The organism is Bacillus sp. RSS_NA_20 (genome assembly GCF_020165915.1).
Taxonomy (GTDB): Bacteria; Bacillota; Bacilli; order Bacillales; family Bacillaceae; genus Bacillus; species Bacillus altitudinis.
The window spans coordinates 848,683-866,132 of sequence record NZ_JAIUKW010000005.1 but is presented as its reverse complement, the minus strand read 5'-3'; the positions used below and the strand labels follow the sequence as shown (position 1 = coordinate 866,132).

The following is a 17,450-nucleotide window of genomic DNA, read 5'->3' as shown; positions in this document are numbered from 1 at the left end:
ATTTAATCATACTGCCTAAAAGAGCGAAGCCTCTTTTAGGCTTATTTCGTATACTCAAACAAATCCTCAAGATGTCCCCTCATTCTCCTTAATTCCATTTAAGGAGTGTGCTTATGAAATCCCAATCAAACCTTACCCAATTTTTAAGAGACAGTCAGTTTTACAAAACCATCCCGATTGTTGAAACCATTACAGTTGATACACTCTCACCCATACAAATTGTTGAGAAACTGAAACAGGATATTGTGTATTTGCTAGAAAGCAAAGACGAATCTTCTAGCTGGTCGAGATATTCCTTTATCGGATTACATCCTTTTTTAACATTACATGACGAGCAAGACCATTATATTGCTCGTGACGCTGCAGGACAGTCAGTGATGCAAAAAGCGGAGCTGAAAGAGTTGCTTGACTGGATGAAAGAGCAATATCAAATCAAGACACCTGAAATTGATATCCCATTTACTGGCGGAGCCGTAGGGTACTTAAGTTACGACCTCATTCCCAACATTGAGCCGTCTGTTAAGCCGCATCCGAATGCATCAACAACAGATAATTGCACATTATTTGTTTGCCAAACAATGATCGCATTTGATCATGAAACAAACCAAGTTCATTTTATTCAGTACACGCAGCTGAACGGTCATGAAACAGACGAAGAAAAAATTCTGGTTTATCGAGAAAATCAAAAGCAACTTGAACTGATGGTACAGCAGCTTCATACAAAAATTGATATGAAAGAACTGATTATCTCAGGGAATATGAATGAACCCCCTTCGTTTGAACAGGTGACGTCTACCTATGAAAAAGCAAAATTTTTAAAGGATGTCGAAAAAATCAAGGAGTATATTCGAGCGGGTGATATCTTCCAGGGTGTACTTTCTCAGCGTTTTGACATTCCAGTGACAGTGAGCTCATTTGAATTATATCGTGTGCTTCGGATCGTCAATCCATCACCGTATATGTATTTTATGAAATTAAAAGATCGAGACTTAGTGGGAAGCTCGCCAGAACGATTAATCCATGCGAAAAACGGTCACTTAGAAATCCATCCAATTGCTGGTACAAGAAAACGAGGAATGACAAAAGAAGAAGATGATGCACTAGCAAGAGAGTTGCTCGATGATGAAAAAGAAAAAGCAGAACATTACATGCTGGTGGATCTGGCTCGAAATGACGTGGGGCGTGTAGCAGAATACGGCAGTGTGTCTGTCCCAACTTTTACAAAAGTCGTGAATTTTTCGCACGTCATGCACATTATTTCTATTGTGACAGGGAAGCTGAAGCAGGATACTCATCCAGTAGACGCGCTTATGTCCGCTTTTCCAGCAGGCACATTGACAGGCGCCCCAAAAATTAGGGCGATGCAATTATTAAACGAAATGGAGCCTGAGCCAAGAGAGACGTATGGCGGCTGTATTGCCTATATTGGTTTCGACGGCAATATCGATTCCTGTATTACCATTCGCACAATGAGCGTCAAACATCAGACTGCTTCAATACAAGCAGGTGCCGGCATTGTCGCTGATTCCGTTCCAGAAAACGAATGGGAAGAGGCATGTAATAAGGCAGGAGCACTTCTAAAAGCCATTCAGCTTGCTGAACATATTTTCTCGGAAAAGGAGAGTGTGCCAAATGAATCAACGACTATCAGCTCTTGTTAATGGGGGAAAACTATCAGAAAAAGAAGCGAATGGCCTGATGCATGATATGATGAGCGGCTCGTTAACAGATGCTGAAGTCGCTGCTAGTCTATCTATTTTAGCGCATCGAGGAGAAACCGCCGAAGAAATGACAGGCTTCGTGAAAGCCATGAGGCAGCATGCAGCACCAGTAGAAAGGTCACTTGATGTTGTTGATACGTGCGGGACAGGAGGCGACGGTTTATCAACATTTAATATATCAACAGCCGCTGCCATCGTTGCTTCGGCTGCTGGGGCGAAAATCGCCAAGCACGGAAATCGTTCCGTCTCCTCTAAAAGCGGGAGTGCTGACGTGCTAGAATGTCTTGGTATTCAAATTCAATCCACACCTGAAGAAACAAGACGACAAATACAGCAGAAAAACATGGGCTTTTTATTTGCACCGCTCTATCATTCTTCGATGAAACAAGTAGCCACCGTACGCAAGCAGCTCGGATTTCGGACGGTATTTAACTTATTAGGACCGCTTTGCCACCCGATGCAGGCCAAAAAGCAAATCATTGGTGTGTATGCAAAGGAAAAGGCAAAGCTCATGGCGAAAGCTCTTGCTCCTTTAGAGCCAGAACATGTCCTGTTTGTTTGCGGAGATGATGGGCTGGATGAATTAACCATTACAGCAAATTCATACATCATTGAACTCAAAAAAGGTGTCATGACAGAATATACGTTAAACCCAGAAGACTTTGGACTTGAAAAAGGGCATTTATCAGACATTCAGGTCCAATCACCAGAAGAAAGCGCCAAATTGATTCAGAATATATTGAATTATCAAGCGGGTGGAGCACCGCTTCATATTACAGCGCTTAATGCTGGGGCCGCATTATATGTGGCAGGAAAAGCAGAGAGTCTGATGGCAGGCACAATGAAAGCATTAGAAACGATCAAAAACGGATCAGCTAAAGAACAATTAGCCCGTCTAAAACAAAAAACGAAAGAGGAAGAGATCTATGCTTAATCAAATTATCGATCGTAAAAAAGAACATGTGCAAACCTTGCAATTACCTGAGGATGGACATTATGAAAGACAATCATTTAAAGAAGCCCTTATGAATCCTCACCGCTCGATTGGACTGATTGCTGAGGTGAAAAAAGCGTCTCCTTCCAGAGGAATCATTCAGCCTCATTTTGATCCTTTACAGACAGCGAAAGCATACGAAACATCAAATGCAGATTGTTTATCTGTCTTAACGGATGAACCGTTTTTCCAAGGGAAAAACGAATATTTGTCTCTTATTAAAGAACACATCACACGTCCTATTTTAAGAAAAGATTTCATTATTGACTCTATACAAATAGAAGAATCGAAACGGATAGGGGCAGATGCCATTTTATTAATTGGAGAGGTGCTTGAGCCGCAAAAGCTGTATGAGCTCTATACAGAAGCGCAAGAAAAAGGACTGGATGTCCTCGTTGAAGTACATGCAGCACATACACTAGAAAAGATTTTACACCTATTCACTCCTGAGATCATCGGTGTGAACAACCGGAATCTCAATACGTTTACAACAACTGTTGAACAAACAAAAGAGATCGCGCCACTTGTTCCAAAAGACGTATTACTAGTAAGTGAAAGCGGCATAAAGACATTTGATGATCTGACCTTTGTGAAACAGCACGGAGCAAATGCCGTTCTTGTTGGTGAATCTTTAATGAGGGAACAATCACAGGAGAAAGCCGTTCAGGCATTGTTCGGAGAATGAAGGAAATTAAGCCTTACTTAAAATATTGCGGTGCTGTCTCACAAGAGGATGTCGCATGCATCTCGCAATCTCAAGCGGATGCCATCGGTTTTATTTTTGCGCCGAGTAAAAGACGGGTTGATCCAGATCAAGTGAAACACTGGCTGTCACAAGTAAAATGTAAAAAAGAGATCGTGGGGGTATTTGTGAATGAAAAAACACCAAAAGTGTGCGAGATTACAAACAACCTCCCCTTAGATATTGTGCAGCTTCATGGTGATGAGACGCCAGAAGATGCAAGCGACATCAAACAACAAACGAAGGCTCTCGTTTGGAAAGTGTTCCATCACGAACCCGATGTAAACGACACACTTGAACATATGACGGCATTCGCTCCAAGTGTCGACGGTTTTCTCATTGATGCGAAAGTGAAAGGAATGAGAGGCGGTTCTGGAACAGCTTTTGCATGGGAGGCAGTGCCTTCATATGTTCAGCTTGCAAAACAACTGGGGAAAACTTGCGCCATTGCTGGCGGGATCACGCCAGATACCATAATAGATCTGCTTGCTTTTGGTCCAGACGCCATAGACCTTTCAAGCGGTATAGAAGAAAACGGGAAGAAAAGCAGTACAAAGATGAAAGCGCTCGAAGAAAGGATGTTGAACCATGTACGCATATCCAAATGAGATTGGCAGATATGGAGAATTTGGAGGGAAATTCGTTCCTGAAACGCTCATGCAGCCACTAGAAGAGATCGAACAAGCTTTTCGTGAATTAAAAGAAGACCCTGCTTTTCAAAAGGAATATATATCGCTTTTGAAAAACTATTCAGGCAGACCAACTGCACTCACATATGCTGATCAATTATCAGCATATCTCGGCGGTGCTAAAATCTATTTAAAAAGAGAAGATTTAAACCATACAGGCGCTCATAAAATTAACAATGCGCTTGGGCAGGCACTGCTAGCGAAAAAAATGGGGAAATCAAATATTATCGCCGAAACAGGAGCAGGTCAGCACGGTGTAGCTGCTGCAACAGTGGCGGCAAAATTCGGTTTATCCTGCACTGTATTTATGGGAAAAGAAGATGTGGAAAGACAATCACTCAATGTGTTCCGAATGAAACTACTCGGCGCTGAAGTCATACCTGTTACTAGCGGGAACGGAACATTAAAGGATGCAACCAATGAAGCCATCCGCTATTGGGTCCAGCATTGCAGTGACCACTTTTATATGATTGGCTCAGTCGTTGGACCTCATCCGTATCCTCAAATCGTCAGTGAATTTCAGCGGATGATCGGAGATGAGGCAAAAGCACAGATACTTGAAAAGGAAGGGCAGCTTCCTCATAAAGTCGTTGCCTGTGTTGGCGGCGGAAGCAATGCGATAGGAATGTACCGGGCGTTCTTAGATGAAGAGGTCGATATCATTGGTGTAGAAGCTGCTGGGAAAGGAATCGACACTCCGCTTCATGCAGCAACCATCACGAAAGGGACAAAAGGTGTCATACATGGATCTTTGACATACTTGATCCAAGACGAATTTGGTCAAATTATTGAGCCTTATTCGATTTCAGCTGGATTAGACTATCCGGGGATTGGGCCAGAGCATGCGTATTTGCATGCGAGCGGCCGGGTTCAATATGTGAGTGCGACAGATCAAGAAGCACTAGATGCGTTAAAGCTGCTCACAGAAAAAGAAGGAATCCTGCCAGCGATCGAATCTGCACATGCTTTAGCAAAAGCGTTTGAAATGAGCCAGAACATGAGTGAAGACGACATTGTTCTTGTCTGTTTGTCAGGCAGAGGAGATAAGGACGTGCATACATTAATGAATGTGCTTGAAAGTGAGGGTGAAACAAAATGATCACATTTCAATTAGAGCAAGGTCAGAAATTATTTATTCCATTTATTACAGCGGGTGATCCATCAGAAGAGATCACCATTGATTTAGCCCTCGCACTTCAATCAGCAGGAGCATATGCAATTGAACTAGGTGTTCCGTATTCCGATCCGTTAGCGGACGGTCCTGTCATTCAAAGAGCTTCTAAAAGAGCACTTCATCATGGTATGAATATCGTAAAAGCGATAGAATTAGCAGGAAAGATGAAAAAAAACGGCGTAAAAATTCCTGTAATTCTATTTACGTATTATAATCCTGTGTTACAATTAGACACAGAATACTTTTTCGCTTTACTGCGCAAAAATCATATTTCGGGACTCTTAACACCCGACTTGCCTTTTGAAGAGAGCAGCGAGCTGCAGAAGAACTGTCAAGCACACGACATTTCATATATATCACTCGTTGCACCAACAAGCAAGGAACGATTAGAAAAAATTGTAGAGCAGGCAGAAGGTTTTGTGTATTGTGTTTCATCTCTCGGCGTCACAGGTGTCAGACAATCTTTCGACGCATCGATTACAGATTTTATTCAACAAGTGAAACAGCTGAGTCAAATACCAGTTGCTGTAGGTTTTGGTATTTCAACAAGAGAACAAGTAGACTCAATGAATAAAATGAGTGATGGTGTCGTTGTCGGCAGTGCCCTTGTCAAAAAAATTGAAGAGCTTCAAGAACAATTAGTAGCAAGTGATACACGCGAAGAGGCTTTAAGAGAATTTGAAACATATGCAAAAACATTTAGTCCCCTCTATTCATTCAAATGAGGTGAAACATTTTGCAAATCAAAGATCAATTAAAACAGCTAAAACCGTATCAACCTGGGAAACCAATTGAAGAGGTCAAAAAAGAATATCAATTAGACAAAATTGTGAAATTGGCTTCAAATGAAAACCCTTTTGGATGTTCCACACATGCAAGAGAGGCCATACAAGCTGAACTTGAACATTTAGCGATTTATCCAGACGGATACAGCGCAAGTTTAAGAACGGAACTGGCTGAGTTTCTTCAAGTAAATGAAACACAATTAATATTCGGGAATGGCTCAGATGAACTTGTGCAAATTATTGCTAGGGCATTCCTTGATCAACATACAAATACGGTGATCCCATCTCCGTCATTCCCGCAATACCGTCACAATGCAGTAATTGAGCATGCAGAGATTAGAGAAGTGCCACTTCTAAATGGAGGAGCTCATGATCTAAAGGGAATGCTGAATGCGATCGATGACAACACAAAAGTCGTTTGGGTGTGTAACCCGAACAATCCGACAGGAAATCATTTGTCAGAATCTGAGCTCGTATCGTTTTTAGATCAAGTGCCTGCTCACGTGCTTGTCGTTCTAGATGAAGCATATTTTGAATATGTTCGCGCGGAAGACTTTCCGAACAGTTTATCTCTATTAAAAGCCTATCGAAATGTCATTGTACTGCGCACATTCTCTAAAGCATATGGACTTGCGGCACTTCGAGTAGGTTATGGGGTTGCTTCAGAGGAATTGATTACCGCCATTGAACCTGCGAGAGAGCCATTTAATACAAGTCGTATCGCTCAAGCAGCTGCACGTGCAGCCATAAAAGATCAAGACTTCATTCAATCGTGCAGGGAAAAAAATGAAGCAGGTCTCAAGCAGTATCAAGAATTTGCAGACCGCTTTGGATTATTTATCTATCCGTCTCAAACAAACTTTGTGCTAATTGATTTTAAAAGAGATGCTGATGAGCTGTTCAATGCACTTTTGAAAAAGGGCTATATCGTTCGATCTGGTCAAGCTCTTGGATTCCCAACTTCTTTACGTATTACTGTTGGAACAAAGGAGCAAAATGAAGAAATCCTAACTACACTTGCCGATTTATTACAAGGCATTCGTGCGTAGCATAACAATGAAGTCATATCCTGTTTATGGGATATGGCTTTCGTTGTAACTCATCCAATATACATATAAGCTATTGAAACAGCTTGTTTAATTTTCGCGAAAAATCAGGTGATGAACATGAATGAAGCAAACGAAACCATATTAATCGCTGGGCTCGGTTTAATTGGTGGTTCTATTGCACTGTCGATTAAAAAAGAATTTCCACATAAAAAAATTGTAGGCTATGATGTCTCTAAAGAACAAATGATTGCTGCAACAAAACTAGGGATCATCGACGCGACTGCCGAGTCCTTTATAGAAGGCTTAAAAGCATCAGCAACGATTATTTTGGCAACGCCAGTACAACAAACCGTCAAAATGTTAAGTGATATTGCAGCATCTGGAATTGAAAGAGAGCTCACGATTACGGATGTAGGGAGCACAAAGCAAAAGGTCGTTCACTTTGCTGAAAAAACGTTGCCTGATCATTACCAATTTATTGGCGGGCATCCGATGGCAGGATCTCATAAGTCAGGTGTCATTGCAGCGAAAGACTTTTTATTTGAAAATGCATTCTACATTTTAACGCCAGCAAAGGTAACAAGTCGTCAGGCTGTTGACCGTTTGAAGGATCTGCTGAAGGGAACCAATGCTCATTTCATTGAAATGACACCCGAAGAACATGATGCTGTGACAAGTGTGATTAGTCACTTTCCACACATCGTCGCTGCCAGTCTTGTGCATCAAGCGCATCATTTTGAAGAAGAATTTCCTCTTGTAAAACGGTTTGCTGCAGGAGGCTTTCGAGATATTACCCGTATTGCATCAAGTAATCCTGCAATGTGGCGCGATATCCTTTTGCATAATAAAAACAAGATTTTAGACCGATTTCATGAATGGAAAAAAGAGATTGACCGCATTGAATCCTTTGTGCAACAAGAAGATGCTGAGGGGTTATTCTCTTATTTCCAAGAGGCCAAGGAATATCGCGACGGCCTGCCTCTAAGGAAAAAAGGAGCGATCCCTGCTTTTTATGATCTTTATGTCGATGTGCCTGATCATCCTGGTGTTATTTCGGAAATTACAGGATATCTAGCAAATGAAAACATTAGTATTACAAATATCCGTATTATTGAGACGCGAGAAGACATTAACGGGATTTTACGCATCAGTTTTCAAACAGATGACGATCGAAAGCGGGCAGAACTCTGTATAAAAAATAGAGCAAATTACGATACATTTTATGCTGATTGAGGTGAGGAACATGAAAATTCATAAAAGTGCTCCTATGAATGGAGAAATTCATATTCCAGGAGATAAATCCATTTCTCATAGATCTGTGATGTTTGGCGCTATTGCTGACGGGACTACAGTAGTAAAAAACTTTCTTCCTGGCGCTGATTGTTTAAGCACGATTGATTGTTTTAGAAAAATGGGTGTCGACATCGAACAAAAAGGTACAGATGTTGTCATTCATGGCAAGGGACTAAAAGGACTTAAAGAGCCGAGCGATATTCTCGATGTTGGTAACTCAGGCACGACCATTCGTTTAATGATGGGAATCTTGGCTGGCTGTGAGTTCCACAGTACACTGATCGGAGACGAAAGTATTGCCAAAAGACCGATGAAACGGGTAACAGGTCCGTTAAGACAATTAGGAGCCAAGATCGATGGTAGAGCAAATGGTGAATATACACCGCTTTCTATTCGTGGGGGCAATTTAAAAGCTATCTCTTATGAGTCTCCAGTTGCCAGTGCCCAGATTAAGTCGGCTGTCCTTCTAGCTGGACTGCAGGCAGAAGGAACAACGACGTTAACTGAACCGCATAAATCAAGAGACCATACCGAAAGAATGTTATCAATGTTTGGTGTCTCGCTACATGAAGATGCACAAAGTGTTTCAATTGAAGGTGGACAAACGTTAAAAGCAACAGATGTATTTGTCCCTGGAGATATTTCTTCAGCTGCATTTTTCTTAGTGGCTGGATCTATCGTTCCAAACAGCCGGATTGTATTGAGAAATGTCGGTTTGAACAAAACGAGAACTGGTATTATAGATGTGCTAAAACAAATGGGTGCAGACCTTGACATTCAAGAAGTGGATGCTAAAGGCGGAGAACCGTACGGTGATTTAACGATCTCTACCTCTTCATTAAAAGGGATCGACATTTCAGGCGATATGATCTCTAGACTGATCGACGAAATTCCTATTATTGCGCTCCTAGCTACTCAAGCAGAAGGAACAACGATCATTAAAGATGCCGCTGAATTAAAAGTGAAAGAAACCAATCGTATTGATACAGTCGTTTCAGAACTTAAAAAACTAGGTGCTCATATTGAAGCAACAGATGATGGAATGAAGATTCATGGTAAAACGAGCCTTAAAGGCGGCGCAGTCGTCTCAAGCTACGGAGATCATCGAATTGGTATGATGTTAGGAATTGCGGCATGTATAACAGAGCAAGCAATCGAGATTGAAGATACAGATGCAGTACGTGTATCTTATCCAAATTTCTTTGAACACATTGAATACTTAACGCAAACAGTCTGAGGATTTCCTCAGGCTTTTTCTTTCCTTTTGCATATTTGAAAGAACTATAGCATAGCTTGTCTCAAGGTGAAACCTTGAAAAAGAGCATTTTGCTGATTCAAAAACAATTTTTTAGCGTATTCGGTTTACAAATCGTCAGTTTAGTAAAGTATTGATTGAAAAAGAGTCTTCAAAACACAAAAATGGCTTCATGTTAAAAGAGCAACATATTTGCTGGATATGCAGCTGTCGATTATGATATGAAGTAACAACAGTTTAGGTTTTTGGAAACAGAAAGGAACGGTTTGATTTGAATAGTTCATTACAAGAAGCCATAAAATTAGTTGAGGCGGGTGAGACTGAAAAGGGACTCCAAACACTTGCTCAAGCAGAGAAGCATCTTCATGATGAAGAAAAAGCGCAGGCAGCTCAGTTATATTATGACTGGGGAGATATTGATAAAGCACGGAATCTCATTAGTGATTTACATGATTTATATCCAGAAGAAACAGGATTAACCTGTTTTTATGCAGAGCTTTTAATAGACTCTGACGAAGAAGAGAAGGCAATAGCAGTTCTTGAAACGATTCCTGAAGATGACGATGCGTATCCAGAGAGTTTATTGTTAATGGCAGATTTGTATCAAATGCAAGGACTATTTGAAGTCAGTGAACAAAAGCTTTTAAAAGCGAAAGAGTTACTACCTCATGAAGCCGTCATTGATTTTGCTTTAGGGGAATTGTATTTTTCTCAAGGTCTTTCAAAGAAAGCAGCCGACTATTTCTACAAAGTGGCCGATCAACAAAATGAAATTGGCGGTGTTAATGTATATCAGCGGCTCGCTGAATCATTAAGCACAGCTGGAGAATTTGAAGATGCCCTTGAATGGTATGAAAAGGCTGTAAAGGATCAAGTGGATCCAAATACACTTTTTGGCTACGGATTTACAGCGATGAGGGCTGGCAGAACGAAAACGGCTATTCAGCAGCTTTCTGAACTAAAAGATATTGATCCTTCGTATTCGTCACTTTATATGCCTTTAGCCAAAAGCTATGAGGAAGAAGGACTATATCATGAAGCTTTAGAGATAGTAAAAGAAGGAATTAAAGTGGATGAGTATAACAAAGAGTTATATTTATATGGGGCAAAGATTGATTTGAAAAATGGCCATTCGGAAGATGCGAAAAAATTGCTTCAAGAAGCACTTGCTCTTGATCCAGGATATATTGAAGCGGTTCAAACGCTGCTTGCGATCTATTTAAATGAAGAGCTGTTTGATGAAATTCTGGATGTGATTAAAGAGGTTAAAAGTTTTGGGGAAGAAGATCCAAAATGGAATTGGTATGCTGCTTCTGCTTCTGTCGGACGAGAAGAATACGATGAAGCCGCTGAGTATTTCAAACTTGCTCTGCCTGATTTTGATGAGGAACGTGACTTTTTATATGAATATGCTTCGTTCCTTTTAGAAGAAGGCAGACAAAAAGAAGCCTTGCCGTTATTACGAAAAGTTCTTCAGAAAGATGGCACGAATGAAGAAATTGAAGAAACGATTTTAAGAATTGAAGACGAAATTTCCTTATAGTTTGCAGGAATGAAGAACTGGTTTGTTGAATAATTCATGTATAGCAATTTAATTTACGATAGAGGAGGGAATAACATGCAGACCCCTGTTTCTGTCAATGAAAAGAAGGAATTTATCCGGTGGTTCTTAAACCATTATCAGTTAAAGCGAAGAGAGTGTGTTTGGATATTAAATTATTTAATGAGTCACGACTCTTTGATGGAAAAGGTTCATTTTGTAGAGCAAGCAGAATTTTGCCCAAGGGGAATTATTATGTCAACACACTGTGTGGATGAAGTTCCCTTTAGATTTTATAAAGAAAATATCATGACGACAGATGCAGAAAAATCATTTCATGATATTCGTTTGAATAAACAGCAAGATTTGTTTATTCAATTGAATTTCCGATCTGCATATCGTTCGCCGGAATATGCCGCTGTACTTGAAACAAATCCTCATATTCCTAAAGATCTTTATGAAAATGAAAAAGATAAAGATCTTGCTGAGAAAGTGCTAGAGCATTCTATTGCTACTTTCCAAAAAGAACGGCTGATGAAAGAAATCGATGAAGCGCTTGACCGTCATGATCAAGAAACATTTAATAAGTTAGCAAAAGAATTAAGCCTATTATCATAAACCAAGCCAATAAGCCTTGCCCTATACAGGCAGGGCTTATGTGATGAAAGAGGGGAACTAGATGAAGTTTCAGGCGGAGGACGCGGATCTCTTTTTACAATCTAAAGATTACATTGATACCGCTATCATTCCATTAGTTGGGATAGATGCAAGCCATATCAAACAAACCGTGTCTTTAGGTGAGTTTACAATGCTTGTGGCAGAGGATCTTGAAAGGCAACTGAAAGGCAGAGTGTTTCTTTTTCCTCCACATACATATTTAGAAGTAAATCATCGTAAGCAAGAAGACATACTTGCAGTAAAACAATCATTGCAAGAACATTTTCAGCATGTTGTGTTTATCACATCTGATAACAAATGGAAAGAACAGCTAGAAGTGAGCGAATCGGCATTTATATTGCAGTCTGTTCCGCTTGAGCATTTAAAGGTCAATTTAAAGCAAAAAGTCATTCAAGACAGTGTAGAACAAATTTTGAACTTTTTGTTACAAAAATGGAACCCTTCATAAAAACCCTTACATTTGCATTGTACATAGCTTTTTAGGCTGTTGACCTTGTGAATAGATTGATATATTATGAGGGTGTCCTAGTTTTATGAAATTTTTTCTAATTCAGTTATAAAGTAGCTGACGACCTGAGGGGGGGAGAAAAAAATGAGCGAGAAGAGACATGGAGTGTCCAGGCGTCAATTTTTGAATTACACGTTGACCGGCGTGGGGGGATTTATGGCCGCTGGAATGCTCATGCCTATGGTTCGCTTTGCGCTTGACCCTGTGCTAAAAGGAACAGAGGATCAGGATATGGTTCAAGTTGTCAGTGTAGATGAACTGACAAAAGAACCGAAGCGCTTTGACTTTAAAATTGATCAAGTAGATGCATGGTATGAGTCAAAGGAATCTAGGTCTGCATGGGTGTACAAAGAAGGGGATGAAATTGTCGCTTTATCGCCAATCTGTAAACATTTGGGATGTACAGTGAACTGGAACAGTGATCCGAAAAATCCAAACAAATTTTTCTGCCCATGCCATTATGGGCTGTACGACAAGGATGGTACAAACGTACCCGGAACTCCGCCGCTTGCTCCGCTTGATCATTATAAGCAGCAAGTGAAGGACGGATACCTCTATCTTGGAAAAGCTGTGCCGAAAGGGGAAGGGTAACGATGCTTAACAAGATTTACGATTGGGTAGATGAGCGGCTGGACATCACACCGATATGGAGAGACATTGCGGATCATGAAGTGCCTGAGCACGTCAATCCAGCACATCATTTCTCTGCTTTTGTGTATTGTTTTGGCGGTTTAACGTTTTTTGTGACGGTCATTCAAGTCCTTTCGGGCATGTTTTTAACGATGTATTATGTACCGGATATTAAAAACGCATGGGAATCTGTCTATTATTTGCAAAATGAAGTGGCATTCGGACAGATTGTAAGAGGGATGCACCACTGGGGTGCGAGTCTAGTCATTGTTATGATGTTTTTACATACGCTGAGGGTCTTTTTCCAAGGGGCGTATAAAAAGCCTAGAGAGCTAAACTGGATTGTCGGTGTGCTCATTTTCTTTGTGATGCTTGGACTTGGTTTTACAGGATATCTTTTACCGTGGGATATGAAGGCGCTATTTGCGACGAAGGTTGGTCTTCAAATTGCAGAGGCGACACCTTTCATTGGGAAAGAGATTAAAACGCTGCTTGCAGGTCATCCTGACATTGTAGGTGCACAAACGCTGACGAGATTTTTCGCTATCCATGTCTTTTTCTTGCCAGCGGCATTATTTGGGCTGATGGCTGCCCACTTTATTATGATTCGTAAGCAAGGAATTTCTGGACCGCTGTAAAATTTTGCGTTTGATGAATGTTCAATGAGGAGGGGATGACTTTGCATAGGGGAAAAGGGATGAAGTTTGTCGGAGATTCCAGAATACCGGCAGAAAGAAAACCTAACATACCTAAAGACTATTCCGAATATCCGGGAAAAACCGAAGCCTTTTGGCCGAACTTTCTTTTAAAGGAATGGCTTGTAGGTGCTGTTTTTTTAATTGGATTTCTTGTCCTAACTGTTGTTCATGCACCTCCGCTTGAGCGGATGGCTGATCCGACAGATACGGGCTATATTCCGCTGCCAGACTGGTATTTCCTATTTTTGTACCAGTTGTTAAAATATGAGTTTGCTGCAGGGAGCTATACGGTAGTTGGCGCAATGATTATGCCTGGAATTGCGTTTGGTGCTCTTTTACTCGCACCATTTCTTGATTCTGGTCCTGAACGCAGGCCATATCGAAGACCAATTGCAGTTGGGATGATGATTCTTGCAGTTGGTGCAGCAACCTATTTAACATGGGAGTCTGTTGCTACTCATGACTGGGAAGCAGCTGCGAAGCAAGGTGAAATCAAGAAAGAAGCAGAGATTGATACCTCAGCTGAAGAGTATAAAATCTATCAAGAGCAGACATGTATCTCCTGTCACGGAGATAATATGCAAGGCGGGGCAGCTGGACCGTCACTTGTTGACAATGGTTTAGCACCAGAGGAAATTGCGAAAATCGCTGTAGAAGGAAAAGGCAACATGCCTAAGGGCATTTTTAAAGGCAGCGATGAAGAACTTGAAAAGCTCTCGAAATATTTATCTGAGGTCAAATCTAAATAATTCAGTTGTTTAAATGCAAGTACAAGGATATACTCAAAAGGAGAAAAAAGCTGGCGCTGTCAGCTTTTTTCTGATTTTAACAGATCGTGAGTGAAGAGAAATATGAGATGGATTCAATATCTGCTAGCCACACGCTACATGCTTTTGCTCGTGCTCATTGTCAACTTTCTTGGTACTGTGTACGGCTACTACTGGTATATCCCGCAGCTCGTTGAGACGCCGGCTGTCTTTTTACCTTTTGTACCGGACAGTCCGACGGCAAGCTTTTTCTTTTTATTTGTATTACTAGCCTTTCTAATGAAACGCCATGCTCCTTATTTTGAAGCACTGGCCCTTGTCACTTTGATTAAATATGGATTATGGGCTGTAGGGATGAATCTTTTCGTGCTCGTTTCTGTTGATGATTTTCCGTGGGAAGGATATATGCTAATTGGTTCGCACTTTGCGATGGCGGTACAGGCTGTGTTATTTGCGCCGTATTATCGTTTTCACATGCGTCATTTGGTTGTAGCAGGCATATGGATTTTACATAATGATGTGATTGATTATGTATTTGGAATGATGCCGCGTTATTCTATGCTTTCTGCCTATTCAAATGAGATCGGCTACGTGACGTTTTGGTTAAGTATGGCCGTTCTTCTTGTTTCGTATTATCTTGTCCTCTCGAAAAAATCGGTCAAGCTTGAACTCCCTTAACAATGTTGGTCTAACCTTGTCCTTTTCTTCATACGCTGTATGGAGAAAGGCTAGGAGGGACTTGCATGAAACGAAAGTCAATCGCGATGATTCTATTATTATTTCTTGTCTTGCATCCAGCTGCTGCAAAAGGTGAGGAAACAACAGCTGCTAAAGCGCTGCAAGAATTAACGGAACTATCAGATTCAATCTTTCAATTAACGAGACAAGCTAAATATGATGAGGCATTACAAGTTGCATTGTATGCTGAAAAGACATTTAAAGCTGAGAATTGGCGCGGAACTTTGACGAATACGCAGGTTCGGCAAATTACACTTGGCTATCAAGATATCATTAAAGGACTCCCGCAGGAAGACTTAAATGAGCGCGAAAAACTTCGGTATGCCTCTCAGTTTAGAATGCTTCTCGATGCGATACAATCAAATTCAGAACCTCTTTGGGGATCTCTCGAGAAGCCGATTATGGGGTCTTTTCCGACATTAAAAAAAGAAGTAAAAGATCCAGAATCGACGACGTTTTATGAAACTTGGAATGAGCTGGTTTCATTGTATGATATGATTTATCCGAGTTTAACCATTGATATCTCGCCTGAAAAGCTGCAAACGATTAAGCAGCACATGGAAGTAATTGAACAAGGTGAATTTTTAAAAGCATCGAGTGGGACAAAGCTTGAGCGTCTCACGAAACTTGAAGAAGATTTATCAAGTGTGTTTGCGAACGTTGATCAAGATGAAGCAGATCCATCGCTTTTATGGGTCATTTTAACAACAGGAAGTATGATTTTACTCACTTTAACGTATGTTGGGTTTAGGAAATACCGTGCTGAAAAAGAAAAAAAGCAAAAGCGACAAGCCGATTATCCAAAGTCATAAAAAAAGAAGCACCGTTATCGGGCTTCTTTTTTAGTGGGGATTGAGCGGCTTTTTATGTTCATCTAATGTGAAGCCTTCACCAAGTACGTCATGCACGTCACTCACTGATACAAAGGCATGAGGATCGACGGAAGTTACGACACTCTTAAGGTGGACAAGCTCATTTTTTGGAACGACGCAGTAAAGAACGTTGCGTTCCTGTTTCGTATAGGAGCCGACACCCTTTAAAATGGTCACTCCGCGCTCCATTTCCTCTGTGATTTTCTTTTGAATGATATCATCCTTTTCAGAAATAATCATCGCTCCTTTGGCAGCGTATGCGCCTTCTTGCATGAAATCGATGACTTTTGCAGCAACAAATACGGCAACAAGTGTATACATGGCTTCTTTGTAATTTAAATAGGTGAGAGAGATGGTAATGACGCACGCATCGAAGATAAACATCGTTCTTCCCATTGCAACTTGATAATGTTTATTGATCAGTCTTGCAATAATGTCAACGCCACCTGTTGTCCCGCCGAATTTAAAGATGATTCCGAGGCCTGTTCCGATAAACACACCTGCAAAGAGTGCGGCTAAGGCTAAATCGTGTTGAAGAGGCATATGTATTTGAAAGCGCTGGAAGATGGCTAGAAAGACAGAAAGACTGACGGTTCCGACAATTGTATATGTAAACATGGTTCTGCCAAGCATTTTCCAGCCGATAAAAAAGATCGGAATGTTTAACACAAGGTTTGAAATAGATGGATCAATGTGAAATAGAAAATATAAAAGCAGTGTGATACCTGTAAATCCGCCTTCCGCCAAGTTGTTCTGCATATTAAAATGAACAAGGCCGAAAGAAAAAATCGCAGATCCTATTAAAATAAATACGATATTTTTAAGACGAATTTCTTTTAGCAAAAGATCACTCCTTTTTTTGCTTAGACAGCGATAATATTATATGGTATGGAAGAGAAACAAGCAAACTGAGTTTTAAACATTTGTCAAATATTTATGATTTCGCTAACATGTAAGAGATGGATAGGAGGATGAGCTTCATGACGAATGAAAAAACGCTGCGTCACGTGCAGCAAGAAGTAGATGATTACATAGGACAATTTAAAGAAGGCTATTTCAGCCCGCTTGCCATGATGGCCCGTCTGACAGAAGAATTAGGTGAGCTGGCAAGAGAGGTCAACCATTACTATGGAGAAAAGCCGAAAAAAACAACGGAAACAGAAAAAAGCATGGAAGAAGAAATTGGCGATGTGCTGTTTGTGTTAACATGCCTTGCCAATTCACTCAATATATCACTTGAAGAAGCCCATGATCGTGTGATGCATAAATTCAATACAAGAGACAAAGACCGCTGGACGAAAAAAGAAGGGAAGTAGA

19 protein-coding genes are annotated in these 17,450 nt (G+C 40.7%); 18 read left to right on the top strand and 1 reads right to left on the bottom strand.

Features of this window, described 5'->3' with window-relative positions; genetic code table 11:
- The first annotated feature begins 113 nt into the window (after positions 1-113).
- From trpE to ypjB, 17 genes are all read left to right on the top strand, one after another.
- Complete coding sequence (trpE, locus tag LCD32_RS09895; RefSeq protein WP_224563707.1) at positions 114-1,661, top strand: anthranilate synthase component I; 1,548 nt, start codon at positions 114-116, stop codon at positions 1,659-1,661.
- Positions 1,633-2,655: an anthranilate phosphoribosyltransferase gene (gene trpD / locus LCD32_RS09890; RefSeq protein ID WP_017367505.1), complete on the top strand. Its 1,023-nt coding sequence runs from the start codon at positions 1,633-1,635 to the stop codon at positions 2,653-2,655. The genes trpE and trpD overlap by 29 nt, the downstream gene beginning before the upstream one ends.
- Positions 2,648-3,400, top strand: a complete 753-nt coding sequence (gene trpC / locus LCD32_RS09885) for an indole-3-glycerol phosphate synthase TrpC (RefSeq protein ID WP_060781146.1) — start codon at positions 2,648-2,650, stop codon at positions 3,398-3,400. The genes trpD and trpC overlap by 8 nt, the downstream gene beginning before the upstream one ends.
- Positions 3,397-4,065 (top strand): phosphoribosylanthranilate isomerase, encoded by a 669-nt coding sequence (locus LCD32_RS09880; protein WP_052320778.1) that lies wholly within the window; start codon positions 3,397-3,399, stop codon positions 4,063-4,065. The genes trpC and LCD32_RS09880 overlap by 4 nt, the downstream gene beginning before the upstream one ends.
- Positions 4,046-5,245, top strand: coding sequence for a tryptophan synthase subunit beta (trpB, locus tag LCD32_RS09875; protein WP_007500937.1), 1,200 nt, complete (start codon positions 4,046-4,048; stop codon positions 5,243-5,245). The genes LCD32_RS09880 and trpB overlap by 20 nt, the downstream gene beginning before the upstream one ends.
- On the top strand, positions 5,242-6,045 hold the full coding sequence (gene trpA, locus LCD32_RS09870) for a tryptophan synthase subunit alpha (protein WP_060781145.1): 804 nt from the start codon (positions 5,242-5,244) through the stop codon (positions 6,043-6,045). The genes trpB and trpA overlap by 4 nt, the downstream gene beginning before the upstream one ends.
- Positions 6,046-6,056: 11 nt before the next feature.
- The gene (gene hisC / locus LCD32_RS09865; RefSeq protein WP_060781144.1) at positions 6,057-7,154 is read left to right on the top strand and encodes a histidinol-phosphate transaminase; all 1,098 of its coding nucleotides are present in this window, start codon (positions 6,057-6,059) and stop codon (positions 7,152-7,154) included.
- A gap of 117 nt (positions 7,155-7,271) precedes the next feature.
- Positions 7,272-8,387 carry a prephenate dehydrogenase gene (locus LCD32_RS09860; RefSeq protein ID WP_025207544.1) on the top strand — a complete coding sequence of 372 codons (1,116 nt, stop codon included), beginning with the start codon at positions 7,272-7,274 and terminating at the stop codon, positions 8,385-8,387.
- A 10-nt stretch (positions 8,388-8,397) separates the two neighbouring features.
- Entirely contained in the window at positions 8,398-9,684 is a 1,287-nt protein-coding gene (gene aroA, locus LCD32_RS09855) for a 3-phosphoshikimate 1-carboxyvinyltransferase (protein ID WP_024718513.1), read from the top strand.
- Positions 9,685-9,973: 289 nt separating this feature from the next.
- Entirely contained in the window at positions 9,974-11,245 is a 1,272-nt protein-coding gene (locus LCD32_RS09850) for a tetratricopeptide repeat protein (RefSeq protein WP_035702924.1), read from the top strand.
- Positions 11,246-11,320: 75 nt separating this feature from the next.
- Positions 11,321-11,860 carry a ReoY family proteolytic degradation factor gene (locus tag LCD32_RS09845; protein ID WP_008344562.1) on the top strand — a complete coding sequence of 180 codons (540 nt, stop codon included), beginning with the start codon at positions 11,321-11,323 and terminating at the stop codon, positions 11,858-11,860.
- 61 nt (positions 11,861-11,921) lie between these two features.
- Complete coding sequence (locus LCD32_RS09840) at positions 11,922-12,368, top strand: YpiF family protein (protein ID WP_007500913.1); 447 nt, start codon at positions 11,922-11,924, stop codon at positions 12,366-12,368.
- Positions 12,369-12,512: 144 nt separating this feature from the next.
- Positions 12,513-13,019: a ubiquinol-cytochrome c reductase iron-sulfur subunit gene (locus LCD32_RS09835; RefSeq protein WP_007500911.1), complete on the top strand. Its 507-nt coding sequence runs from the start codon at positions 12,513-12,515 to the stop codon at positions 13,017-13,019.
- 2 nt (positions 13,020-13,021) lie between these two features.
- A complete protein-coding gene (qcrB, locus tag LCD32_RS09830) occupies positions 13,022-13,696 on the top strand; it encodes a menaquinol-cytochrome c reductase cytochrome b subunit (RefSeq protein WP_003215804.1) in 675 nt (224 codons plus the stop codon).
- A gap of 41 nt (positions 13,697-13,737) precedes the next feature.
- Positions 13,738-14,505 (top strand): menaquinol-cytochrome c reductase cytochrome b/c subunit, encoded by a 768-nt coding sequence (locus LCD32_RS09825; RefSeq protein ID WP_008344567.1) that lies wholly within the window; start codon positions 13,738-13,740, stop codon positions 14,503-14,505.
- 102 nt (positions 14,506-14,607) lie between these two features.
- On the top strand, positions 14,608-15,201 hold the full coding sequence (locus LCD32_RS09820; RefSeq protein ID WP_025207541.1) for a DUF1405 domain-containing protein: 594 nt from the start codon (positions 14,608-14,610) through the stop codon (positions 15,199-15,201).
- A 65-nt stretch (positions 15,202-15,266) separates the two neighbouring features.
- Positions 15,267-16,073 (top strand): sporulation protein YpjB, encoded by an 807-nt coding sequence (ypjB, locus tag LCD32_RS09815; RefSeq protein WP_008344572.1) that lies wholly within the window; start codon positions 15,267-15,269, stop codon positions 16,071-16,073.
- A gap of 30 nt (positions 16,074-16,103) precedes the next feature.
- On the opposite strand, the gene LCD32_RS09810 is transcribed toward ypjB, so the two are convergent.
- A complete protein-coding gene (locus tag LCD32_RS09810; RefSeq protein WP_003215598.1) occupies positions 16,104-16,976 on the bottom strand; it encodes a YitT family protein in 873 nt (290 codons plus the stop codon).
- A gap of 137 nt (positions 16,977-17,113) precedes the next feature.
- On the opposite strand from LCD32_RS09810, the gene LCD32_RS09805 reads away from it, so the two are divergent.
- The gene (locus tag LCD32_RS09805) at positions 17,114-17,449 is read left to right on the top strand and encodes a nucleotide pyrophosphohydrolase (RefSeq protein WP_008344575.1); all 336 of its coding nucleotides are present in this window, start codon (positions 17,114-17,116) and stop codon (positions 17,447-17,449) included.
- Position 17,450 lies beyond the last annotated feature (1 nt).

Excerpts from the sequence above, each read along its gene's own strand:
- LCD32_RS09845 (WP_008344562.1), top strand. The coding sequence starts at position 11,321 with ATGCAGACCCCTGTTTCTGTCAATGAAAAGAAGGAATTTATCCGGTGG.
- LCD32_RS09805 (WP_008344575.1), top strand. The coding sequence starts at position 17,114 with ATGACGAATGAAAAAACGCTGCGTCACGTGCAGCAAGAAGTAGATGAT.
- LCD32_RS09835 (WP_007500911.1), top strand. The coding sequence starts at position 12,513 with ATGAGCGAGAAGAGACATGGAGTGTCCAGGCGTCAATTTTTGAATTAC.
- ypjB (WP_008344572.1), top strand. The coding sequence starts at position 15,267 with ATGAAACGAAAGTCAATCGCGATGATTCTATTATTATTTCTTGTCTTG.
- trpC (WP_060781146.1), top strand. The coding sequence starts at position 2,648 with ATGCTTAATCAAATTATCGATCGTAAAAAAGAACATGTGCAAACCTTG.
- trpD (WP_017367505.1), top strand. The coding sequence starts at position 1,633 with ATGAATCAACGACTATCAGCTCTTGTTAATGGGGGAAAACTATCAGAA.
- aroA (WP_024718513.1), top strand. The coding sequence starts at position 8,398 with ATGAAAATTCATAAAAGTGCTCCTATGAATGGAGAAATTCATATTCCA.
- LCD32_RS09860 (WP_025207544.1), top strand. The coding sequence starts at position 7,272 with ATGAATGAAGCAAACGAAACCATATTAATCGCTGGGCTCGGTTTAATT.
- LCD32_RS09820 (WP_025207541.1), top strand. The coding sequence starts at position 14,608 with ATGAGATGGATTCAATATCTGCTAGCCACACGCTACATGCTTTTGCTC.
- LCD32_RS09880 (WP_052320778.1), top strand. The coding sequence starts at position 3,397 with ATGAAGGAAATTAAGCCTTACTTAAAATATTGCGGTGCTGTCTCACAA.
- trpB (WP_007500937.1), top strand. The coding sequence starts at position 4,046 with ATGTACGCATATCCAAATGAGATTGGCAGATATGGAGAATTTGGAGGG.
- qcrB (WP_003215804.1), top strand. The coding sequence starts at position 13,022 with ATGCTTAACAAGATTTACGATTGGGTAGATGAGCGGCTGGACATCACA.
- LCD32_RS09840 (WP_007500913.1), top strand. The coding sequence starts at position 11,922 with ATGAAGTTTCAGGCGGAGGACGCGGATCTCTTTTTACAATCTAAAGAT.
- trpE (WP_224563707.1), top strand. The coding sequence starts at position 114 with ATGAAATCCCAATCAAACCTTACCCAATTTTTAAGAGACAGTCAGTTT.
- trpA (WP_060781145.1), top strand. The coding sequence starts at position 5,242 with ATGATCACATTTCAATTAGAGCAAGGTCAGAAATTATTTATTCCATTT.